Annotated in this window: 21 protein-coding genes, 1 other RNA gene, 1 riboswitch and 1 other annotated feature; of the genes, 4 read left to right on the plus strand and 18 right to left on the minus strand. The window is 28.2% G+C overall.

The window, feature by feature from the left end; genetic code table 11:
- Positions 1 to 11 precede the first annotated feature (11 nt).
- Entirely contained in the window at positions 12 to 200 is a 189-nt protein-coding gene (locus NNC19_RS08705; protein ID WP_310938246.1) for a DUF896 domain-containing protein, read from the minus strand.
- Positions 201 to 463: 263 nt separating this feature from the next.
- Between NNC19_RS08705 and NNC19_RS23500 the strand changes: the two genes are divergently transcribed.
- Positions 464 to 658 carry a Spo0E family sporulation regulatory protein-aspartic acid phosphatase gene (locus NNC19_RS23500; RefSeq protein ID WP_396136405.1) on the plus strand — a complete coding sequence of 65 codons (195 nt, stop codon included), beginning with the start codon at positions 464 to 466 and terminating at the stop codon, positions 656 to 658.
- Positions 659 to 788: 130 nt separating this feature from the next.
- On the opposite strand, the gene ssrS is transcribed toward NNC19_RS23500, so the two are convergent.
- The 9 genes from ssrS to NNC19_RS08750 all read right to left on the minus strand — a co-directional run bounded on the left by ssrS (position 789) and on the right by NNC19_RS08750 (position 9,139).
- A non-coding RNA gene (gene ssrS, locus NNC19_RS08710) (6S RNA) lies at positions 789 to 972 on the minus strand.
- A gap of 58 nt (positions 973 to 1,030) precedes the next feature.
- Positions 1,031 to 1,426: a hypothetical protein gene (locus tag NNC19_RS08715; protein ID WP_310938247.1), complete on the minus strand. Its 396-nt coding sequence runs from the start codon at positions 1,424 to 1,426 to the stop codon at positions 1,031 to 1,033.
- A 14-nt stretch (positions 1,427 to 1,440) separates the two neighbouring features.
- Positions 1,441 to 1,686 (minus strand): DUF1292 domain-containing protein, encoded by a 246-nt coding sequence (locus tag NNC19_RS08720; protein WP_310938289.1) that lies wholly within the window; start codon positions 1,684 to 1,686, stop codon positions 1,441 to 1,443.
- A gap of 101 nt (positions 1,687 to 1,787) precedes the next feature.
- The gene (locus NNC19_RS08725) at positions 1,788 to 2,963 is read right to left on the minus strand and encodes an FprA family A-type flavoprotein (RefSeq protein ID WP_310938248.1); all 1,176 of its coding nucleotides are present in this window, start codon (positions 2,961 to 2,963) and stop codon (positions 1,788 to 1,790) included.
- Positions 2,964 to 3,044: 81 nt separating this feature from the next.
- Positions 3,045 to 5,330 carry an RNA polymerase recycling motor HelD gene (gene helD / locus NNC19_RS08730; protein WP_310938249.1) on the minus strand — a complete coding sequence of 762 codons (2,286 nt, stop codon included), beginning with the start codon at positions 5,328 to 5,330 and terminating at the stop codon, positions 3,045 to 3,047.
- Positions 5,331 to 5,772: 442 nt separating this feature from the next.
- Entirely contained in the window at positions 5,773 to 6,306 is a 534-nt protein-coding gene (locus tag NNC19_RS08735) for an ECF transporter S component (protein WP_310938250.1), read from the minus strand.
- 284 nt (positions 6,307 to 6,590) lie between these two features.
- A complete protein-coding gene (locus tag NNC19_RS08740; protein WP_310938251.1) occupies positions 6,591 to 7,046 on the minus strand; it encodes an S-ribosylhomocysteine lyase in 456 nt (151 codons plus the stop codon).
- Positions 7,047 to 7,067: 21 nt separating this feature from the next.
- Positions 7,068 to 7,946 (minus strand): methylenetetrahydrofolate reductase [NAD(P)H], encoded by an 879-nt coding sequence (gene metF, locus NNC19_RS08745; RefSeq protein WP_310938252.1) that lies wholly within the window; start codon positions 7,944 to 7,946, stop codon positions 7,068 to 7,070.
- Positions 7,947 to 8,023: 77 nt separating this feature from the next.
- Positions 8,024 to 8,133: riboswitch (SAM riboswitch) on the minus strand.
- A gap of 55 nt (positions 8,134 to 8,188) precedes the next feature.
- Positions 8,189 to 9,139, minus strand: a complete 951-nt coding sequence (locus NNC19_RS08750) for an MraY family glycosyltransferase (RefSeq protein ID WP_310938290.1) — start codon at positions 9,137 to 9,139, stop codon at positions 8,189 to 8,191.
- A 451-nt stretch (positions 9,140 to 9,590) separates the two neighbouring features.
- Positions 9,591 to 9,646: a sequence feature (sodium ion sensor (DUF1646 type); this cis-regulatory element may regulate processes involved in with the transportation of sodium ions), on the plus strand.
- A 46-nt stretch (positions 9,647 to 9,692) separates the two neighbouring features.
- Here NNC19_RS08750 and NNC19_RS08755 point away from each other — a divergent pair.
- Positions 9,693 to 10,871 (plus strand): cation:proton antiporter, encoded by a 1,179-nt coding sequence (locus tag NNC19_RS08755; protein ID WP_310938253.1) that lies wholly within the window; start codon positions 9,693 to 9,695, stop codon positions 10,869 to 10,871.
- 82 nt (positions 10,872 to 10,953) lie between these two features.
- Here NNC19_RS08755 and NNC19_RS08760 read toward each other — a convergent pair whose 3' ends face one another.
- The 4 genes from NNC19_RS08760 to NNC19_RS08775 all read right to left on the minus strand — a co-directional run bounded on the left by NNC19_RS08760 (position 10,954) and on the right by NNC19_RS08775 (position 15,283).
- Positions 10,954 to 11,394 (minus strand): Lrp/AsnC family transcriptional regulator, encoded by a 441-nt coding sequence (locus tag NNC19_RS08760; RefSeq protein WP_310938254.1) that lies wholly within the window; start codon positions 11,392 to 11,394, stop codon positions 10,954 to 10,956.
- 307 nt (positions 11,395 to 11,701) lie between these two features.
- Positions 11,702 to 13,369: a B12-binding domain-containing radical SAM protein gene (locus NNC19_RS08765; RefSeq protein WP_310938255.1), complete on the minus strand. Its 1,668-nt coding sequence runs from the start codon at positions 13,367 to 13,369 to the stop codon at positions 11,702 to 11,704.
- A 22-nt stretch (positions 13,370 to 13,391) separates the two neighbouring features.
- Positions 13,392 to 13,895 carry a hypothetical protein gene (locus NNC19_RS08770; RefSeq protein WP_310938256.1) on the minus strand — a complete coding sequence of 168 codons (504 nt, stop codon included), beginning with the start codon at positions 13,893 to 13,895 and terminating at the stop codon, positions 13,392 to 13,394.
- 113 nt (positions 13,896 to 14,008) lie between these two features.
- Entirely contained in the window at positions 14,009 to 15,283 is a 1,275-nt protein-coding gene (locus tag NNC19_RS08775; protein ID WP_310938257.1) for a hypothetical protein, read from the minus strand.
- A 126-nt stretch (positions 15,284 to 15,409) separates the two neighbouring features.
- Between NNC19_RS08775 and NNC19_RS08780 the strand changes: the two genes are divergently transcribed.
- Complete coding sequence (locus tag NNC19_RS08780; RefSeq protein WP_310938258.1) at positions 15,410 to 16,528, plus strand: aminopeptidase; 1,119 nt, start codon at positions 15,410 to 15,412, stop codon at positions 16,526 to 16,528.
- Between the two features lie 179 nt (positions 16,529 to 16,707).
- Positions 16,708 to 18,204 (plus strand): stage V sporulation protein B, encoded by a 1,497-nt coding sequence (gene spoVB / locus NNC19_RS08785; protein ID WP_310938259.1) that lies wholly within the window; start codon positions 16,708 to 16,710, stop codon positions 18,202 to 18,204.
- Positions 18,205 to 18,263: 59 nt separating this feature from the next.
- Here the strand turns inward: spoVB and NNC19_RS08790 are convergent, their stop codons facing one another.
- The 4 genes from NNC19_RS08790 to NNC19_RS08805 all read right to left on the minus strand — a co-directional run bounded on the left by NNC19_RS08790 (position 18,264) and on the right by NNC19_RS08805 (position 24,139).
- Entirely contained in the window at positions 18,264 to 19,874 is a 1,611-nt protein-coding gene (locus NNC19_RS08790) for a polysaccharide biosynthesis protein (RefSeq protein ID WP_310938260.1), read from the minus strand.
- 24 nt (positions 19,875 to 19,898) lie between these two features.
- Positions 19,899 to 20,858: an RluA family pseudouridine synthase gene (locus NNC19_RS08795; RefSeq protein WP_310938261.1), complete on the minus strand. Its 960-nt coding sequence runs from the start codon at positions 20,856 to 20,858 to the stop codon at positions 19,899 to 19,901.
- A 66-nt stretch (positions 20,859 to 20,924) separates the two neighbouring features.
- The gene (locus NNC19_RS08800; protein ID WP_310938262.1) at positions 20,925 to 22,109 is read right to left on the minus strand and encodes a M20 family metallopeptidase; all 1,185 of its coding nucleotides are present in this window, start codon (positions 22,107 to 22,109) and stop codon (positions 20,925 to 20,927) included.
- Between the two features lie 20 nt (positions 22,110 to 22,129).
- Complete coding sequence (locus tag NNC19_RS08805) at positions 22,130 to 24,139, minus strand: cell division FtsA domain-containing protein (RefSeq protein ID WP_310938263.1); 2,010 nt, start codon at positions 24,137 to 24,139, stop codon at positions 22,130 to 22,132.
- Positions 24,140 to 24,308: the final 169 nt, after the last annotated feature.

A 24,308-nucleotide genomic window follows, 5' to 3' on the forward strand; every position in this document is an offset into this window, starting at 1 on the left:
ATCTCCCCTTATTACTTCTTTTTAAGTTCAACACCTTCTAGTTGCCCTCTAAAATTACGTTTAACATTATCTATATATCTTTGCCTAAATTTTTGTTGCAATTCCTTCTCTTTATCTGACAAACCTTCTTCTTGACTTTTTTTATATAGTTTATTTATATTTTCAATAACTTCTTCTATCTTCATTGATTCTATATCCATTATTACAACTCCTTTTATTATATCTCAAGATTATTTTACCTATAATTAGCCACATTATCAACCTTTACATACTAAAGATAGCATTTGTTTTTCATAATATTTTATTTTTCCCTAATGTAATATTGGATAAAAAACTCTTAAATAAATATATTTGTATTTTTTTGTAAAATATTATCTAACTTTTTTAATTTACATTTTTCACCACTATGGTATAATTATTCCATAAAAACAACTTGTATACCACAAAAAAGAGAGGTGATATTATGAATGAGGAAATACTACTAAGACAAATCGCTAGGAGAAAAAAAATAATTAACTTTTTAATAAAATATATTTCCCCTACTAATTTTTTGATGGTAATTATGTCTAAAAACTTGGACAAGCTAATATCTGAATATCAAAAATCATTATATTTAAGCTATGTTGAAAAAAGCACATTTTGTTATTTCAAATTTTAATTGTCATTTTAGAAACGATTATTAAAAATAAATTCATAAGAACTTAAATATACTTATAAGTTTCAATAAATATACATAAAAGAAAGTATAAAAAAACCTCAATAGTAACTATTGAGGTTTCAATATTCTAGCTATTCCCAACATGCCGTTTGCTTATACATTCATACCTGCGCCTCGCAGGTGGGTTAAGCTCAACTTACTTCTGCCATCTTCTAGCATTAAAAATGGAAGCTCGACATCCATAAGAATTTTGCAAATCCCGTATATAATATGTAGGTTGAACATAGTAAGCTAGGCGAACATCTCAGGATTTCTCTTTGCTATGTCTCTATTATAACATATTCTTTAGACAATGCAATAGTCATTTCTTACCTATAAGTAATCGTTTAATATTTCTTCTATTTCTCCTTCAAAATTTTCATTACATATCAAAACTACAAACTTAACATATTCTGTATTGCTTGCATCACTTACTATAATCTTTGCCAAACTTGAAGTTCCAAACTCTTCATCCATATCTTCAAGTATTTCTTCTATATTATCTTTAGCTACATCATATAAGTATGAAAGATACCAATCCCTATACCATTCATCACTTTCTTCTTCCACATCGCTTTCTTCATTTGCATATGCTTTTGCTGCTGAAAGTTCTTCCTTATCAAAATCATAAAAAAGATTAAATATAGAATATTTTTCTTCAGATTTTAACTCTTTAATTTCAGATATATCATTATCCTCTAGAAAATCTATAATTTCTTCTACTTCCATCTACCTACAACCCCTTAATAAATAAGCTTTTTATATTCTTTCTTAACAGCTAAAAATTCTTTATCATCTTCTACTAAATTTAATTCTTCTTTTCCACCTACATTATCTATCCTAAAGACAAAAACGTCTTCACTATCCTTTTCTTCAAGTGGTGCTAGTAATAAGTATTCTTTCTTTTCTACAAATATTCTAGCTATTGCCTCAAAATCAACCTTATTTCCATTTTCATCCTTAAATGACATTATTTCTTTCTCTTCCAATTTAAAGCTCACTTCTTTCTAAAATAAAATTTATTTGATTGTTCCTTAATCAAATAATAAGACACTTATCACATTTAATAAGTGTCTCAATTACATACATTTTACATTAAACTTATAAAATTCTCAACCATTTCATCTGCTTTTTTATAATCTTCTTCTGATGGTACAAAATAGAACTTAAATCCTTCTTCTACAGTTTTAAGTTTTAATGACTTTAATCTTGCAGTTAACATTGGTACCCCTTCTCCACTCCAGCCAAAAGATCCAAAGGCTAATGCTGCCTTACTTCTATTTATACTAACATTAACTAAAGATAATAAATCCCAAGCTGGTTTTACTGCATCTGCATTTATAGTAGGAGATCCTATCATAAATCCTTTTGATTTTTCTATTAATTCAACAGCTTCTTCCATAGTCATTGATGTTATTTCATGAACACCTGTTTTAAATCCTTTTTCCTCTAATTTGTTTTTCATATAAATTGCCATGTCTCCTGTATTTCCATAAGCAGTTATATAAAATATTTCTACCTTCTTTGAATCCACAGGTTCTACTGTAGCCCATTCCTTATAGTATGATAATGCTTTAGATACATTTTCTCCTTGATAAACTGGGCCATGACTTGTAGCCATAATATCTATCTTTAAATCTTTAATTGCATTAAGTCCCTTTAACACGAATGGTTTAAAAGGTCCCATTATACAATCAAAATAATATTTCATTTCTGGCAAATAATCTTCTGCTCCAAGTTCTTTAATAGAACCTTCAGGACAATAATGACATCCAGTAAAGTCGCAAGTAAATAATATATTTTTCTCTTTAACATATGTGAACATAGTATCTGGCCAATGTAGATTTGGAGCTTTTATAAATTTTAGTGTATGATTCCCAAGGTTTATATCTTCATTAACTTCTACTCCATTAAAAGGTTCATTAATTATATTCTTTAAAAAATTTAAAGCCATTTTTGTTCCAAGTACTGTAGCTTCTGGATAATCTTCAAGTAACAATTTAACTGTACCACTATGATCTAATTCAGTATGTTGAACTACTATGTAATCAACTTTCTTTTCACCAATAACCTCTTTTAAATTTTTTTTATACTCATCATAAAATCCATTTTTACAACTATCTATAACCGCTACTTTTTCATCATTAATTATATATGAATTATAAGTAGTACCTCTTTTAGTTTCCATTATAATATCAAAAATTTTCAAATCTGGATCTTTTACACCCACCCAATAAACATCATCTTTCAACATTTCAGCTGACATATCACTACCTCCTAATAACAATTATCTATTAATAAATTATACTATCATTCTTTCCCAGTTACAAGCAAATTGCTTTATTTTTTAATAGTCTTTATTAATTAAAGAAGAAACTTTTTCATTCTCTATTACATATTCTAAGTGTAATGCCCTAGTAAGAGATACATATAACAATCTTTCATCTAACAAATTTTCACCATAATTATCTTCACTTGGATTTAAAATAACTGTGCAATCAAACTCTAATCCTTTAGTTATATATGAAGGTATTATTATCAACTCATCAGAAACTTCTTTTTCTTTACCTTTAATTAATCCAAATTTATATTTGCTTTTCTTTTTCAAGAGTTTTGATACTTCTAGAGCTTCTTCACTATTTTTAGTTATAATAGCAACTGTATTCTTTCCTTTTTCTTTTACTTCATCTACTATATTATCAATTGCTATTCCATATTCATCTTTGGAGTCAACCTTTACCATTTTAGGCTTTTCCCCATGCCTTAGTACTGGTTTTGCATTTTTAAGACCTAATTTTTGTGCAATTAAAGCTTTCTCAGCGAAATCTATTATTTCAACTGTAGATCTATAACTTTGGGTTAATTGTATATATGTAGCATCTCCATTAAATAATCCCTTAGTTATATCCTCCCAAGTATTTACTCCTTTATAATAGTAAATACCTTGAGCTAAATCTCCAACTAACGTTAAGGAATTACCCTTTGCAAGCTCATTTATAAGATATATTTGAAAAGGGCTATAATCTTGAGCTTCATCAACTACTATATGCTTAAACTTCTCTTTTTCTTCTATACCTTCTAATAAAACTCTTATATATAAAAGCGAAGCTAAATCATCTTCATCTATAATATTTTCTTCATAATTAGAATTAAACTCTTCTATCATATAGTCTGCCAAAACTTTTGGAATTTTATCATCTGTAGCTATACTAAACAGTTCTTCATCATTAAAAAAGTTATAATAAATATCCTTAGAATTTATTCCTCTCCAATTTTTAAAATAAAGATTAAATTCTTTTTTAATATTTTTATTAATACTATCTTTTATAGTATCTCTTGCATCATATATTTCTATAAGCTTTTTTCTTCTCTCTTCAGAATCCTCTAACTCATTTTTTATATCTTTTATTTTAAAATCCCACTCTGCATCTATTTTGCTTAAAATTTGAGCTAGTCTTTCTTTTATCTTGAGATTTAGATATCTCTTTATTTCATCTTTTCTTTTATTTATTGGATAGGATTTTAAGTCTTTGAGATACAATCTAACTATTTCTTTTTTATTAAATAAAACTTCTCCCTCTATAATAATATCATGTATATCTAATGCCCTGCTTTCAACTAATGCAATATACCTATCTATCATAGTTTTATAAACTAAAGTCCCTTTTATTTTGCTAGAATTAACTATTAACTTGCGTTTTTGTTCATCTTTTTCTTCAAGTATACTTTTAAGTTTTTCATCTTTATTATATATTTTTCCACTTAATTTAAGTTTTGATAGTACTAAATCTTCAAATGTGTTTTGTTTAACCTTATCTGCTCCAAGACTTGGCAGAATATCTGATATATAATCCAAGAATAATTTATTTGGTGCTAATACTAAAATATCTTCTCCTTGCATGGTTTCTCTATATCTATAAATTAAATATGCAAGCCTATGAAGTGCAATAGTTGTTTTACCTGAACCTGCTGACCCTTGAACTATAATTGGTAAATTCTTAGGCCACCTTATAATATCGTTTTGTTCTTTTTGGATAGTTGCAACTACCTCTTTAAGCTTCTTCCCCCTACTTTCCTCTAAGTTTACTTTAAGAAATTCATCAACAAGCTCTGTCCCTTCTTCTCCATTTATCATAAGCTCATTTAGACCTTCATCAAAGATTTCTTTTATTTTTCTATTTTCAAATAGAAATTTTCTTTTTAAATTAAGTTCCCCTTCAATAATTCCAACTGGTGCTTTATAGAATGCCTCTCCCCCTGTTCCACTGTAATAAAGATCAGCAACAGGAGCTCTCCAGTCTACAACTACCTCTTCCCCTTTTTGTATGTTACTAATACCTTTTTTGCCTATATATATACTTTCTTCAAGACCTCTATATTCTCTAAAATCAACTCTTCCAAAATAAGGTTCTTCTAATGCATCTTCATAACTATTTATCTCTCTTGTTAAAACTTCATAAATTTTTTCAGTAGTTTCTTTTTCTTCGTTATAACTTCCTTTTGCTTCTTTACTCAGAGCTTTAACTCTCTTCTCAATATCCTTTATATTAGATTTTTTTTCTTCAATTTCTTCTTTAATTAATTTTCTTTTCTCTTGAAGAACTTTATTTTCTTCTATCATATTTTCATTCATAACTTACCTCAATATTTCTATTTGTGTATTTTTTATTATAAACTTATTTTATGAAACTTCTATACTTACTAACTTCAATTTATGTATAGATCTCTTTTGTTTTTAACATAACTAATTTAAAATTATAATATAAAAATATCGTAAATTCAATTTTTGAAAATTACGATATTTTTATATATTTGCTTTACAAATATTTCTTCATACATATACTATTTAAATTTCCTATATATGGCCCATAATTTAATATAATTTCATATTCTCTACCTTTTTATAGATTAATAGCTTCTGTTTGTCCCCTTCCTGTCTCTAAAATAGCATATTTATAATTTTGACTCCTTGCTATCTCTCCTGATTTTATAATAAAATTATTATACCATATTTTGTATACAAAAAAGAAAGCCGCATATAAAAAATTATACACAACTTTACCATTAATATAATTCTAAATTACTTGTTCTGTTCCAATTTCACTAAAAGTATTATAAATATCTTTTCTTCTTGCTTTGGCAATTGCCTTCACAATAAAATAAGATATAGTGCTATCAACACCATGATGTATAACTGTTCCTACACATACTACTACTAGCAATTGATAAACATCAAACCCTACAAAAGGTATTACTACTAAAGCTTCTGCTACACCATGAATTGGTGCTGTGAATATTGATGCTTTAACATAACTTTTACTTTTCTTTATGATTATTGCTCCAACAAGACCTACCAAAATATGTGTTGCTGCTCTAAAGACTATTAGCATAGGTAATCCTGTAAATAAAAATCCAACAACTGATCCTATTCCAACCACAACTGCTACCATAGGTGAAATTAACATTGCAATAAACATTGGTACATGTGAAGCTAGTGTCGCACTAAATGGTGGAATTATTACTCTTAAAAACGAAAACTGTACTGGTATTATTATAGCTAATGATGTTAATAATGCTGCATATATCATCTCTTTTGTTCTATTATTCATGTATTTATCACCTCGTAAATGTATATACACCAGTATACTCCATGTTACTTCTTGTGTAAATACTTTTATTTTCATATTATCCATCTTTCCCTTTATATTAATTATTTTATATTAAGATATTATTGTCTTTACAACTAATGAATTAATTCTATTACTATTTCACTAATAATTTCCTAGGAAATAACAAATTATGATTACAAACTAATATTTTCTTGATTATAACAGAAAAATGCCTAAGGACATTATCCTTAGGCATTTCCATTTTTCTTAAATTCTTAAAATTATTATTCACCAAATATATTTAGAGAAAATCCTCTATCTAATGCTTCTTTTGCATATTCTTTTGCTCCAAATAATGATAGATCTCTATAATTACCACATTGAATATCATTTGCTGCTGGAATTTCCTTAGCATTTAACACTTCTTTTAATGCTCCTTCTAAAGCCTCTTTAATTTCAGCTGCTTCTTTATCTCCCCATATACTTAGATAAAAACCTGTTCTACATCCCATTGGTGAAAAATCTATAATTCCATCCAATCTACTTCTAAGTTCATGTGCTAATAAATGTTCAAGGCCATGCATTGCTGCTGTTCCAAATGCTTCTTGATTAGGTTGAAGAAATCTTAAATCAAACTTTGTTACCTTATCTCCTTTTGGTCCATCTAATAAGCAACATTTTCTTATATAAGGTGCTTTTACCTTTCTGTGATCTAATTCAAAACTTTCTACTTTTTCCATTTTTTAATTCTCCTATCTTAATTATTTATTGTTTTCTGTAGCTAAAATAGTCTCAATACTTCCACTAATTTTTTTTGCTAAATACGAATTATTCATAACATATAAATGTACTCCATCTACTCCTGTAGATATAAGATCTACAATTTGCTCTACTGCATAAGCTATTCCTGCTTCTCTTAAAGCTTCTGGATTATGTTCATATCTCTCCATAATTTTAACAAACTTAGTTGGAAGGGATGCTCCACTTAATGATACCATTCTTTCTATTTGCTTTTTATTGGTTACAGGCATAATTCCTGCTTCAATAGGCACCTTTATATTTGCACTTTTAACTTTATCTAAAAAGTCATAATATAAATTGTTATCAAAAAATAATTGAGAAATAAAATAAGCTGCCCCAGCCTCCTCTTTTCTCTTCATATTTTCGATTTCTTTTAGTACTCCTTTATTTTCAACATGTCCTTCTGGATAGCAAGCTGCTGCAGTATTAAAATCCTCAAATTTATTAATTTTCCCAATCAATTCTGAAGCATACTTAAATTCTCCTCTAGTGAGTCCATCCTTTGGAATATCACCTCTTAACGCAAGGATATTTTCAATGTTATTTTCCTTTAGTGAATTTAAATAATAATCTATATCCTCATTTGTTGAACTTATACAAGTTAAATGAGCAACTGCTTCTATATCATATTTATTTTTAACCAAAGATGATAATTCCAAAGTTTTATTATCCCTTATACTTCCACCAGCCCCATAGGTTACACTTATATAATCTGGATTTAGCCCCTTTAACTCCTCCAACGTCTTATATATAGTCTCAATTGATGATGTTGTCTTTGGTGGAAATATTTCAAATGAGAACACTGTTTTCTTATTCTTAAATATTTCGCTTATTTTCATAAAATTGCCCCCTTTTTCACATAAAAAATACCTAAAGGTTATTCCTTTAGGTACAACAAACTTCTGTACTACAATAACCCTTATCTTTCAGCTATGCTGCAGGATTTAGCACCACTATATCTAGATAAACACACATATTGGTTGCTGGGTTTCACAGGGCCAGTCCCTCCACCTCTCATGATAAGATAATTATTAAATTATATTTATTATAATATACTATTTATTGAAATTTGTAAATATAATTATTTATTAATTAATAATAACAATATACAGATTCCACTGCATATTAGACTTATTGTAAGTATAAGGCTAACTATTTGATTAATACTTAAACCTTTTTCTTCTAATCTGAAATGCATTTGACTTCTATCTGCTTGATATACTGGCTTTCCTTCACTAAATCTTTTAGCTATAACAAATAAATTGTCAAAAATAGGAACTGCTAATGCTAATATTGGTATAAACAAACTTAATACTGTAGCTTGCTTAAAAGCCCCATCAATTGCCACTATACTAAGTAAGAAACCGATTAAGTTAGCTCCCGAATCACCCATGAACACCCTAGCTGGATGCCTGTTATAATATAAAAATCCCATTATTGCTCCTGCAAGTATTATTGAAAATTGAGCTTGTGGTCCTTGTCCCAATATCATTGCAGCAAAGAAAAATGTTCCTGAAGAAATTAATGATATACCTCCGGCCAAACCATCCATACCATCTGACCAATTTATTACAGTAGTAACTCCAAAAATCCATGTAATAGTCAATAAAAATTGTACTGTTTTTGACAATAACATGTAGTCTCCTGAAAAAGGATTTCTAAATCCTTCAAATACTACACCTGCATTAAATACCAATACAGCTGCAAATACTTGTATTATTAGTCTAGGATATATCGGAAATTCTTTTTTTTTGGTCTTGAAATAGTCATCCACCATTCCAATAAAAAATATTAAGCTAGCTGAAATAAATATCCATATCTGCTTATATATATCATCCTTAATAGTTAAAAAATAAACTATAAAAAAACCAATATAAATTCCAAGTCCTCCACACAAAGGTATTGGTCCTCTATGTTTTTTTCTCTTAGTTGGCTTATCTGTAAATTCCAATTTATGAGCTACTTTCATTATATATGGAATAATAAAATAAACAATTAGGAAAGCACATATCAGCGTTATTAAATATTGCATCATTAATCTACTCCTTAAACCAATCTGTCCATAATTCATTTTTGCTTTCTAAATGAATTATACTATTATCGACTTTTTTTAGCAATTACAAAAATATTAAATTGTATATAATATTTATAAAAAATGAAAAGTTTCCTTCAAATCCATTTAATAGAATAATTGTCCAAGTACACCTATTTCCTTTATTTATCTAGTTTTGCCCATTTTTATTTTCATAAAATTAAATTTTTATATATATAAATCTTTTTTTAATAGAATATATTATTCCGAATTCAAATTCACCAACATAGCTTCGAGGTTTTTCTTTTTTATTCTTTATAAGTTGACAGCATTTGTTTTTCTATTTCTAAATTATAGTATAGCTAATCTAATCTATATTTGCATTTTAATTTTGAATATGTTACCATTTAGGAAGTAAATATTTAATAACTAAATAAGTATATTGATTTTCGGTTGAACAAATTATTATTTGATTTCAAGAAAGTTTGACTTCTAGGGTGGGAAGTCCTTTTGGGGACTTTTTACCCTTTTTTTATTATCTAGGAGGTATTTTATGGAAAAAACTTTATTAAGTATTGTATTAATTCTTACCTTTACCAAGCTTGGAGGTATAATAAGTAGGAAATTAAAAATGCCTGAAGTTTTAGGGGCATTAATTGCTGGTGTTGTACTTGGTCCTGTTGTTTTAAATCTTGTACAATATGATGAAAATATAAAATTACTTTCAAATCTTGGGGTAATTATGCTTATGTTTCTTGCTGGTCTTGAAACTGATGTAAAAGAATTTAAAGAGGCTGGTGTATCTTCATTTATAATCGCATTAGCAGGTATTATACTCCCTTTTATACTGGGAACACTAGGAGCTAGTCTATTTTTTGATAATTTTTTAGAAAATATTTTTATTGGAGTGATTCTAACTGCAACAAGTGTAAGTATAACAGTAGAAACACTTAAAGAACTTGGTAAACTTAATTCTAGAGCAGGAATAAATATTTTAGGATCAGCTGTAATAGATGATATATTAGGACTTATATTAATCTCTATAGTTCTTTCCGTTGGTCAAACTTCTGGCTCAGAATCTGGGACAATACAAATTCTATTTATTTTTATAAAAATAATTCTATTTTGTTTATTTTCTTTGCTAGGAGTAATATTTTTTCAAAAACATGCAAATAAATTCTTAACTCATGTAAAGCCTAGCAGAGAGCTTTTAACATTCTCTATAGCTTTTGCCATATTAATAGCATATTTGGCTGAAAGTTTGGGAATTGCATCTATTACTGGTGCATATATATGTGGTCTTATGCTTTCCTCGCTTTCCCACAAAGAATATCTTATGAGAAATATCAAATCAATTTCATCAGGATTTTTATCTCTTATATTCTTTGCAAGTGTTGGTTTAGAAGCAAACTTAAATGGAATAGATTTAAAAATAATTTATATTACTTTAATAATGTTTATCGTGGCAGTTATTGGAAAACTAATAGGATGTGCTGGTGCAGCAAGATTACTAAAAATGAGTAAAAGTGAGTCAATACAAATTGGTATTGGTATGATTTCAAGAGGTGAAGTGGCTATAATCACTGCAAATATAGGACTTCAAAAAGGAATAATTTCAGAAGAAGTATTTCTTCCTACATTAATTGTTGTAATATTAACCACAATTATAACGCCTATTTTACTAAAATTATCATTTTCCCATAAAATAGAGAAAAATATTGAATCTAAATAAAACAAACTAGGTTATAAAATAAAATTTAATTTCTATTTTACAACCTAGTTTTGTAAATTATATAAGTGCATATCTTAATTTGCTAAAAATCTATTACTGATATTCCTCTAGCCTTAACAGGTGTTGAAAATACTATTCTAGTTTCAGTGTTCCCAAATCTCTGAAGTTTACTTAAAAAATCATCTAACTCCATGGTTGTATGGTATGCCACCTTAATTATCATAGAATAGTTTCCAGTAACACAATTACATTCAATTACATTTGGACAGGCATTAATAAATGGATAAAATTTATCTTTTAAATTTGGGCTAATAGCTAAATTAACAAAAGCCACTATATTATATCCTAATTCTAATTGATTTACTGAAGCATGATATCCTGTAATTATCCCAGATTTTTCAAGCTTATCTATTCTTGTTGATATTGCTGGCGAAGATAAGTAAACTTGTTCTGAAAGTTGTTTAAGAGGATATCTTGCATTTTCTTGCAAAAGTTTTATAAGTTTTAAATCTATCTTGTCCATATAAAATTCCCCCATTTCTAGTTAAATTATTTTACCTCATTTCTATTTTTTTAAGTAGTCATTATAATTATTATTTAGATTGTTTTATTTATAAAGTTTCTCAAGCTTTTCCTACTATTCCTATTAATTTAATATGTTTTGAAGTATACATATTTTTCCCATTAATGTCAATACTTTTTACTCCTTTTTAAGAACTTATTTAATTATTTGTAATTTTATATTTCATTTAATATGGCAATTATTTTTTCTATATAAGAAAAGGTGTCTCAATATTAAATGCTATAATTTTGAGACACCCTTCTTATATTTATTTATTATATACAATATTAACTATTTCTCCATCATTACCTACCAAGTAATATGTATTTTGCTCACTGATTAACCCACTCTTTTTATACTCTTCAATATCTATCAAAAACTTCTCCACACTATATTCCCTAAATGAATATCTATCTCTATATATTTTTTTTATATCTTCTTCTACTTCCTTATCAATTTTAATTTTTAAAAATTCAGGAATTCCTCTCTTCTTATTAAAAGAAAGATAGTCATATCTTACAATATCTTTCAAAGCATTGTCACTTGATTTTAACACCTCATTATTAAAATCTAAAAATACCTTATAATACTCCGAATTTCCTATATTTCTATTAAAGTAACCTTTCTTTTCAAAAAACAATCCAAGTTCATAGAAAAATTTAAATGCTGTATCAAATTTAGGATAAAAATAATTAAGTATGTTATTAAATTTTTGACTGTTATAATATTTATCTACAACAGCTTCTACCTTCTTTAGTATTAATATTTCTGTATATGAAATATTGTCAGTTTTAAATATTTCATAAGGAGGATATGGTGAATATACCATTCCATACTTATCTCCCTCTTCTCTCATAGAAGAGCCTTTTAATAATTTTAAAAATCCTAATTGAATTTCTTCTGGTCTTATACTATGTACATCATTGAAGGAGTTAATAAAAGATTCTAAATCTTCTCCTGGAAGGCCTGCAATCAAATCAAGATGTTGCTTTATATTTCTAATAGAAAGTAATTCAATCACCTTCTCTTTAATATCACTAAAATTAACAAATCTATTTATATTCTTTAAAACATCATCATTAGTTGTTTGAACTCCAACCTCAAATTGAAACCTTCCCTCTGGAGCATTTCTTAACAATTCAATTTCTTCTTGCTTTAAGATATCTGCAGAAATTTCAAAATGAAATTGAGTTTTTGTATCTGCTTTTATTAAAAATTCCCATATTGCCATTGAATACTTATGATTACAGTTAAAAGTTCTATCAACAAATTTAACCAACCTTACTTTCTTATCTATAAAATATTGAAGTTCTTTTAATACTCTATCTATTGAATGAAATCTAACTCCATGACTAGTTGAAGATAAACAATACTTACAATTGAATGGACATCCACGACTTCCCTCATAATATACAATTTTATTTTTTAAATCTTCATCTTCTTCATAAGGAAAAATCACCTCATCAAATGTCATTAATGGTCTACTTCCATTTGAGAAAACTCCCCCATCCTTTTTGTAATGTAGTCCTTTTATATCTTCTACATTTCTACTTCCTAATTTATACTCAATAAATTCTCTAAAAGTCTTCTCTCCTTCACCTTCTATAACATATTCTCCAACATTATCCTTTAAAAATAACCTACTATCATAAGATACTTCTGGCCCTCCATATAGTATTTCTATCTTAGGATTTACCTTTTTTATTAAATTTGCTAAACGAGTAGCCATCTCCACATTCCATATGTAAGTAGAAATGGCTACCACATCAGCTTCCTCTTCAATAATTTCTTTAAGCACATGTTCTTCTCTATCATTTATAGAAAATTCTCTTATTTTACATTCATATTCTATATCCTTTGTAAATGCTTTTAAATATCTAACGGCTAAATTGCTATGAATAAACTTAGAATTTATAGCTGTAAGCAATACCTTCATTTTGTTCTTCCTCTCTTTAACATTAATTATTTTTCTTTATTGCCTTTATAAAGAAAATATCTTCCCAAACTTTAGTTTCTTCTATTTCGGAATATTTTTCAAGGATTTTTTTTATTTCTTCAAACTTACATGATATTAAAGGATTAAAATTTTTAAACACAACTTCTTTTAAATTGCCATTTGGCAATGCAACATTAACTTTATAGTCAAGAAAACCTCCACTCTCTTTATTTATATCCCATATATATATTTCACCTTTCTCTTTTAAATAGCCACATACTTCTTTTATTAAACTTTCTTTTTTCTTTATGCCAAATATATTATTTAGATTAAAAAAGAAAGTACATGCATCATAGGCTCTTTTCTCTAAAATATTTTTATTTTCTACATTAACATAATCTACTGATAATTCATCTTCTGCTTCTTTAGATATATTATAGATAATTCCAGAGTTATCCCTTGATACATCTAATATATCACCATCAATATGAATATCATTTAAATTAATTACTATTGTCTTACTCATAATATCACCCCTTTCTATATTAACATATTTTTCCAAAAGTTAAAATTCTATATTTTCTTAAAAAAAGTTTCTGCAAAATACTTTTTTAATTAAGTATTTTGCAGAAACCTCATTTAATTTCTATTTTTTTTAGTAAATTTCAAAACAACTATGAACAGAAGAACAAGAGATAAAGCGAATATGAATATCCAAATTTGAACAGGAAGTTTAAATCCCAATAAACCTTCTTTTTCATGAATACTATAAATACATCCTGTTCCTATATCTAATATTAAAAAGTGATCTTTATCATAAACAATATCTTCAATATCACTATTTTTATTTAGTTTCAAGAGCTTTTGATATATTCCCTCAGAGCTTAAGGTTGAAATCACCTCTTCATTCCTATCCCAAAACAAATAACTATCCTTTTTAAGAACCCCCCCATTAATGTCAATTGCAAGTTCTCTTAAAGAATCTACATTTGTATGTTGATATAAAGGTGCTAAAACTATCTTTGATGGAGGATTTTGAATTAAATTTTTAACTAATTCATTTCCCTTAAATCTTGGAGAAGTTATAGGATCTCCTCCGCTAAAATCAGGCCATCCATACCACTTTCCTTTTATCACTTTATAAATATAATCTTTATCTCTATTAATAGGCCTTAGTCCTTCATTTTTCATTCCGGAAAATATTGCTACTATATTATTTTTACTATCTATATCCATTCCAGTTATTCCTCTAATTCCGCTTGCATATAACTTGATACTTTTATTATCTAAATTAAAAGAATATAAAGCAGCATTTCCAATTGTAGTTTTTGATATTTTTTCTCCAGGTTCACTCTTTTCACCACTTTTTTTAAAAGCTCCCGTTTTTTGATTACCATAATTAATACCTGTTAAGGTTATATCTATAGGAGTTAAATCAAATGTGTTTCCTTCTGTTATACCTGAATTGGTTATAGCACCTACTGATAAGAACAAAGTATTCTTATTAACAAGAAGTCTCCTGTTAATTCCATTTCCACTTTGAGGAATTCCAGAGTATAAAATATCAACAGATGCATTTTCTAATGAAAAACTCTGAAGGCTATCATTAGCTATAAATATAAGCTCATTATTATAATAGGCTATATCTTCTATTGAAATATCTTTATTCTTATATAATATTTTTTCCTTACCATCATTATTTATAGACTTTATAGCATCACTATAAGCTATATAAACATACCCCTTATCATCTGTTGTTATAGCCTTTGCTTTTTCTAATCCTTTAGTTATTATTGTACAATCTATATCATCCTGTAATACGCTTACACTGTATTTTCTTGATACTTTAAATACTGCAAAAGCTGTAGTTACTATCAACACAATAACTATGATAAACTTAAAAAACCTCTTCATTGTACTCCTCCATTTAATCCCTCCTTAAATTTATATTTTATGAAGTTCAAATTATTACCCTAACATTGAAAATTCTAGACATAATGCTATACTATAACTAATCAAGAATTCTAGGAGGACATTTTTATGAAAGATCCAAGATTTGCTACATTAGCAAAAAATTTAATTAATTATTCATGCCAATTAAAAGAAGGCGAAAAGGTTTTAATAGAAGGAATAGGACTAGATTGTAAACCTCTTATTAAAGAACTTGTTAAAGAAGCTTATAAAGTAAAAGCAATTCCATTAGTTACTATAAAAGATAAAGAAATTGACCGTGAAATACTTTTGAATGCTTCTAAGGAACAACTTGAACTTATGGCAAAATATGAATCAGAAAGAATGAAGGATATGGATGCCTATATAGGTATAAGAGCTGGCCAAAATTCAGCTGAAACTTCTGATGTTCCATCAGATAAACTCTCATTATATACTAAATATTTTGTAGATCCTGTTCATATGAAGATTAGACTTCCAAAAACAAAATGGGTTATATTAAGATATCCAAATTATTCAATGGCTCAAGCTGCTAATATGAGCTCCGATGCTTTTGAGGACTTTTACTTTAATGTATGTAACTTAGATTACTCTAAGATGGATAAAGCAATGGATGCATTATCTGATTTGCTGTCTAAAACTGATAAAGTTAGATTAACAGCTAAAGACACCGATATTACTTTCTCTATTAAAGATATTCCAAATGTGAAGTGTGCTGGAGAAATGAATATCCCAGATGGAGAAATATATAGCGCTCCTGTAAAAGATTCTATCAATGGAGTTATAACTTACAATACACCATCTTTACGTGATGGATTCACTTTTGAAAATATAAAACTTACTTTCAAAGATGGAAAAATAATTGAAGCTACTGCAAATGATACAGAAAGAATCAATAAGATTTTTGATATGGATGAAGGTGCAAGATATGTAGGGGAATTTGCTATAGGGGTTAATCCTTATGTTTTACATCCAATGAAAGATACTTTATTTGACGAAAAAATAACTGGTTCAATTCATTTCACTCCAGGTAATTGCTATGATGATGCAGATAACGGAAATAAGTCTGCTCTTCACTGGGACTTAGTTTTAATTCAAAGAGCTGATTATGGCGGTGGAGAAATATATTTTGATGATGTATTAATAAGAAAAGATGGTTTATTTGTTTTAGATGAACTAAAATGTTTAAACCCTGAAAATCTAATTTAGAAACATATTATAAATATTTTGGCTTAATTGAAATTTAGATATAGTGCTTAAACTCTACCTAAATTCAATTAAGCTTATTATTTTTTTAACATATTTATAATTATATATTGAATTATTTTTATTCTATTTGTTTACTTTTTTGAATATGATTTATTGTAATTTAAAGGAGTGAACAAGCTTTGGTTAAAGACAATTTTTTTAAGAATTCATTTTTGCTAACAGCTTCTAATATAACAACGGGAGTTATAGGATTTATATTTTCAATATATCTTTCACATGTATTAGGACCTGAAGGTATGGGATTATATAATTTAGTTATGCCAATATATAATCTATTTATTTGTATGATGTCTGCAGGAATATCAGCATCTATATCAAAAATTTCTGCTGTTTATGTGGAAAAAAATGAAACCAACAATTTACTTAGGACAATGAGAACTGTAGCTGTGTTTAACATAGTTTGGGCTATATTTATAGGAATAATGGTTTTTGCTTTTGCACCTATAATTGGTCAATATGGAATAAGTGATAATAGAACTATAAATGCTATTAGGGTAACTTGCCCAGCTATGGTTTTTATAGCACTTTCTAACATACTAAAGGGCTATTTTTGGGGTACATCTAAAATAACTGTTCCTGCAGTAATAGATATTTTTGAGAAAGCTCTAAGAATACTTACTGTAGCTATTTTAATATTTTTATTTAATGCTCAAAACTTAACATTACTTGTAACACTATGCTATGTGGCCCTATGCCTTGGAGAACTTCAAAGCTTAATTTTACTCTACATTTATTATAAACATTGTGTAAAAAAAATGGTTCCAACCTATGAGAAACCAGAAAGAAAATCGCAATTATTATTTAATGTATTAATAATTTGTTTGCCTTTAACCTTAAATGGATTTCTTAGTAATATTTTTAATACATTATCAACTTTAGTAATACCTCGATGTTTAGTTACCGCAGGTTTCACACATGTTGAAGCACTTTCTATGATAGGAAAATTTACTGGAATGGCTATGATGATTGTAGGAATTCCATTAGTTGTAATTAGTTCAATAAACACTCTACTTATCCCTGATCTTTCTCAAACATTAAGCAAAGGAAATTATTATGATGCTTCAGTACGAATAAGAAAAGTAATGAAAATAGCATTTATACTTGGTCTTGCTACCACTATAATATGCTTGCTAATACCACATTCTTTGGGTCAAATGCTTTATCAAAGAGATGATTTAGGAAATTATATAAAATACGCTGGCATTTCTGCTCCTGTATTTTTCACTTCAGTAACTATGTTTGGAATACTAAATGGTATTAACAAACAAATGGTTATACTAAGAAATTCACTTATAGTAGCTGTCCTAGAATTAATAGGATTATTCATATTTACATCTATACCTAGTATAAACATATATGGCTATACAATAACACTTTTTTTTACTTCTTTAATCAGCTTTGTAATTAATCTCTATGAAGTAAAAAAATCTATAGAAATAGATTTATCTACAACAAATGTAGTTATATATTGTTTATTAGCTATATTAGTATACCTTTTATTAACCTTCTTAATAAAAAATGTTTTGGGGCCTTTGACTGTATTTAAAAATATACTTATTATATTTTTAACCTTTGGAATTTTTACATTCCTAAGTTCCTTTGGAGAACAGAATTGATAATTTAGTCAAAAATAGAGAATTGGAGAACTTATATAAAATTCCCAATTCTCTATTTACTATCTAAGTTTTACTCTCATGAATCTTGGAATAATTTTTAATATCTTAGGAGACACTCCTTCAATATCCTTTTTTGTTATTCCACCTGTTGCTATAATTAAATAAATATATACAAGTCCACCTGCTGCTATTAACAATACTGTAATCGGAATAGCTGTAAATCTTGTTAAAGGTATAAATCTATACAAGAATCCCAATGGCATTTTGCAAACATATATAGTTGCTGCCATAGCTGCTGATGCAAATATTGGTTTTATAGTTAATCTCAAAACTGGCATTCTCATCATCATAATAGAACATATTTCTCTATGATTTAAAATAGCTGGTATAAGGTGCCATAAACAGTTACCTATGATTGCACCATATATATTTATTCCTGGTATTCCTACTAGGATATAATTGGCTATTATTTTTATAACTATACCAATACAAAATGTTTTTAATACAAAATATAACTTATTAATTCCTTGAAGTACAGTACTTTGTATTTGAGTCATTGACATAAGTACTAATATAACTGAACCATACATCATTATTCCAGAGCCTTGACTAGTATTAAATAAAGCTATATACACTTCTTTGCTTAACATGGATAATCCAACTGCTGAAGGAATAGCTATTATAAATACCATTTTAAAAGCATAACTTATCTTTCTCTTAGTTTCTTTACGATCTTTTAGTGCAATAGATTTAGCTATTGATGGTAATACGGTTGTCCCTATTGCTGTGATTACAACCAATGGAACTCCATACAAAGTCTTATATTGTCCTAACCCAGCATATAAAATATTAGCCTGCTCCTCTGTAAATCCAGCTACTATAAGCCTAGCAGATACATTAAACATATCTACTAATCCACCTAAGTTTTGAAGTCCTGCACTTAGTGTAATTGGGAAAGAATACATTAATAATTTCCTTAAAATTTTCTTGTTTTTAATTTTCTTATCAGGAATTTCACTTTCTAAAGCTTCTTCCTTATAACCTTTTTTATCATAAAAATATATTACAAGAAAACATGCAAACAACGCTCCAACTGATGTACCTACTTGTGCTCCTGCATTTCCCATATCAACACTGCCTTGAACAAGTATAAATGCACATAATAAACTAATTACTACATTTAAAATCTGTTCAGCTACTTGAGAAATAGCTATTGGAGTCATATTACTTTTACCTTGCATAAAGCCTCTAAAAACTGCAAGTAAAGAAGTTATTACAATACAAGGACCTAATGCCATTATTCCATAAGCAGATTGAGGTGAATGTGCTAGATTTGCTAAAGGCTTAGCAAGTAAAACCATTCCTCCTCCAAGCACTATTCCAAGAACTCCATAAAATCCACTTGCAATTCGAAGAACTTTTATAGCTCCCTTTGGATTATCTAAAGCAGTATACTCCGCTACAACCTTTGCTACTGCAGGTTGTGCTCCCATACAACTTAATGCATATATAAATAGAAATACTTCTGTAGTTTTTGAGTATATTCCATATCCACCTAAACCAAGTATTTGTGTTAGCAGTGGTGTATAGAATACAGACATTACCTTAACCATCATTCCAGCAAAGGAAAGTATAAACATCCCCTTAGCAGCTGAAGCTTTTTCTTTCATACTAACTTTCTCCTATCTCTTTAACTAAAATTTAAAAACATCTTGTTTAATCTTTTTAAATATAGGAGGTAATGATTCTGCTATAGTCTTATTCTTTAAGTAGTTTAATTTACCACCTACTTCTCTAAATATAAGCTTGTATGCATAAAGATATTGATAATCTAACCCAAATTTATTTCTAAAGGATGAGTTTAACTTATTATCACCATATTTAGAATCTCCAATTAGAGGATTTCCTAAATGAGAAAGATGAGCTCTTATTTGATGGCTTCTTCCTGTGATTAAGTTTATTTCTAAGAAAGATATAAGTCCATTACTTTGAATTGTCTTAACTTCCATAGCAATTTCTTTAGAATTTGCAACTTTTTTATCAAATATTCTAGAAACATTTGATTCTTCATTTTTTAATATGTATCCTTTATATAATCCATCTTTTATTCTACCTTTAACTAAGGTATTATAATACTTCTCAACTTCATTTTCTCTAATCGCTTCATTTAAAACTCTTAAAGCTTCAAAGTTTTTTCCAAAAATAACTATACCTGATGTATTTCTATCAAGTCTGTTACATGGTGCTGGTGTAAATGTAACTTCATTTTCTGGAAGATAATCACCCTTAGCATTTAAATAAGAAAGAACATAATCTGTTAATGTAGCTTCCTTCTTATTACTATCTGGATGAACTAATACCCCTGGCCATTTTTCCACTATTAATACATTTTCATCTTCGTATGTAATCTTTAATGCGCTTGAATCAACTTTAATGAAATTCTCTTTAGTTTCCTTCTTTGTATGTATGTATCGTATTTCTACTACATCATTTTCTTGTAGTGAATATTTTTCCTTTTCCTTTTTACCATTTACTCTTACATCACCTTTTCTTAATGCTTTAAATATAGCACTTAAAGGTACATCTTTAAGAAGCTTTCTCAAAAACTTATCTAACCTTTGTCCTGCTTCATTTGATCCTATTTCTATTTTCAAAATGTAATCAACTCCTAGTCTTATCCTTTTGCTTATAAATCCTTATAATAGAGTAATCTTAAATCACTAACTTGTCAAATATTCATATGCTATTTTACTTTGAAGTGCCACTCCTAAAGGCAAGGCGTCTTCATCTATATCAAATAAGCAACTATGTGCTGGTTTATCAGTATTTTTAAGTATATTTCTTGTTCCTAAAAAATAAAAGGCTGCAGGTCTTTCATTTGCAAAATAAGCAAAACTCTCAACTCCCATACTTGGATTCTCTTGCTCTACTAAATTTTTTTCACCTAAAATTTCTTTAGCTACCTTTCTAACTCTATTTAGTACATATTCATTATTATACAAGCATGGATAGCTTTCTTCTATATTTATTTCTGCTTTTGCTCTAAAAGCTTTTGATAAATTATCTATTAAATCTTTAAATCTTCTAACTATATATTCTCTATCCTCTTTTGTAAGTGTTCTCATAATTCCAGATATAACTACCTCTTCTGGAATTACGTTTTGAGCACTTCCTCCATGGATACTTCCAACTGTTATTACTGAAGGATGGACTGGAGATATTTCTCTACTTACTAATGTTTGTAGACTTAATATTATATTAGATGTTATTACTATTGGATCAACTGTAACATGTGGAGATGCTCCATGACCTCCACTTCCAATAATCTTAACTACAAAAGGATTTGAAGCTGCATGAACGACTCCACTTTTTACCCTTATCTTTCCATAGTCCAAATCTTCTGTAACATGAAGTCCTACTACCAAATCAACATTTGGATTATCTAAAACTCCTTCTTTAATCATAATAGGAGCTCCTCCAGTAGTCTCTTCTGCTGGTTCAAATAGAATCTTTACATTTCCTGAAAAGTTCCTTTTAAACTTATTTAAAATTCTTGCTGCTCCAAGTAGTATTGTAGTATGTGCATCATGCCCACAAGCATGCATTTTCCCAGATATTTTCGAACTATATGACAGTCCTTTTTTATCTTGAATAGGCAAAGCATCCATATCTGCTCTAAGAGCTATAGTCTTTTTATTATCTCCACTCCCTTCACCTTTTATAATCCCACATACTCCAGTACCAGCAACTGATACAAAAGGAATACCTTCATTTTTTAAGAACTCTTTTATAATATTGGAAGTTCTTTTTTCTTCAAAGCCAAGCTCTGGATGTTCATGTATGTCTCTTCTAATGGTAATAAGTTCTTTTTTAATATTATTGGCCTCATCAACAAAATTAATCAAACAAACTACCTCCTATAAAATTATTTCCAAGAAACCTCTATTTGATCTCCTTCAGTTAACTTATCTGTATAAGCTGCTGGTTTCCCATTTAGAATCAATTCAATTATTCCTTTAGGAACAGTTAAATCAAAATTAATATTAGTAAATATATCTACAAATATATAATCTTCTTTACCTTTTAAATGTACTTCTTCTCCATTAACTATTACTATAATAGGATTTTTCTCTTTTTCTTTCTCATTCTCTTTATATACACTAATAATTTCTGATTCAACAGCTGCCTCCTCATCTTTCTTCTCATCTCTAGTATATAATTTATTTCCTTCTTCTAGTATAAAATTTTCATTTAACTCTTCATCATTCATATATAATTTTATTTCATCTTTTAATACATATCTTTTTAAATCTTTAACTTTTTTAGGCAAAAATACTTCTACTTCATCTTCATCTTTTAAGACTTCTTCCATATCCTTTATCTCTCCATTGATAATGCAAACTGGCTCTAAATTAACTATTTTATCATTAATATAAATTGATATAGAATCTACATCACTAATAAATTCCCAAACTTTAGCCTCTGCATCTCTTCCATTTTGAGCATAAATAACTTTAATATCATCTCCAGCTGCAATTTCACTTTCTATATCTGCACTCTGTCCATTTATAGTTATTAATGCATTTGTTCCCATTACTCCAAAAGCTAATCTTTTCTTACCATTAATGCTGAATCTTATATTCTTTCCTGTTTTACCTATTAAAAGTGAAGGATTAATTCCCGCTTGTAGAAGGACATCCATAACTGTATGTTTATGAGAATTAAAAAGACTTACAGGTTCTTCATTTAAATTGACATCTATAAAATCATTTCCAAGACTTCTTATAGCACTTAATGCAATACCAAGAACTGTTACTCCTGCTGATCCTAAATCATTACTAGCTACACATTCTGGTACTGAAGCTCTGTCCTTTATAGCAATTCTTTGCTGTGGTATATTAAGTTTTTCTGCAATTCCTTCCAAAAGTCCTGGAGTATGTGCTCCTCCTCCAACTAAAAATACTGCTGATGGAGCCTTATCACCATTTGTTTCCAGAATTTTATTTGAAATAGCTTCTGCTAACTTATTTACAACAGGAGTAATAAGTTTTATAACATTTTCTGAGGTAATTGTATTTTCTAACCCTAAAACATCAATATATGAAATCTCTTCCTCTTTTGATATACTTCTCTTTATTCTTTCTGCTGTATTAAAATCCACTAGGTATTCCTGTGCTATACTCTCTGTAATTTCATCCCCGGCCATTGGAACCATTCCATAAGAACTTATAGTTTCCTTTGAACTTATAGCTATATCTGAAGTTCCAGCTCCTATATCAACTAAGGCTATATTTAATAATCTTAAATTCTTTGGCACTGCAGCTTCTATCGCTGCAATAGGCTCTAATGTTAAATTCATAACCCTAAGTCCAACTTTGTTCATTACTGTATATAGAGAATCTATTACTGACCTTGGTAAGAATGTAGCTATAACTTCTACTCCAGCTTCTTCTCCTTTATGTCCTAATAAATTAGATATTATATACGAGTTTAAGTAATACTCCTTAATTGAATATCCTACACAATAAAGTTTTCCTTCTGTATTTTTATTAACTATACTTTCAGCTTCTTTTACTGCACTTAACTCTAAAGTTCTAACAACCTCTTTATCTATTTCTTCAGTTTCATTTAGCTCTAGATTCGCCTTAGCCTCACAAGTTCTTAAAAATCTACCTGCTGCAGCTATTGAAACCTCTTCTAATTTTATATTTAATTCTTTCTCTAATTTCTTCTTAATATCATCCACTACTTGAGTTACTAGATTTATATCGTGGATTTGTCCATCCACCATAGCTCTTTCTTCATGTTCTTGGTATTTTTCACATATTACTTCAAACTTTTTATCTCTTACAACACCAACTGTTCCAATAATAGAGCGTGTTCCTATATCTAGTGAAAATATAATATCCTTTGGATTAAAAGTACTTCTCCCCATAATTAACCATCCTCTTTAATTTGTGATAAATCCTCATATTACCATAATATAAGTCTAATATAGATTATATATTATTAACATTTAACATTCAACGAAAACACAAAAGCACCTTATAAAGTAGACATTTTCTCCACTTCATAAAGTGCTTTTTTGACTTTTTATATTTATT

The sequence above is a fragment of the Clostridium sp. SHJSY1 genome (assembly GCF_031626875.1).
Taxonomy (GTDB): domain Bacteria; phylum Bacillota; class Clostridia; order Clostridiales; family Clostridiaceae; genus Clostridium.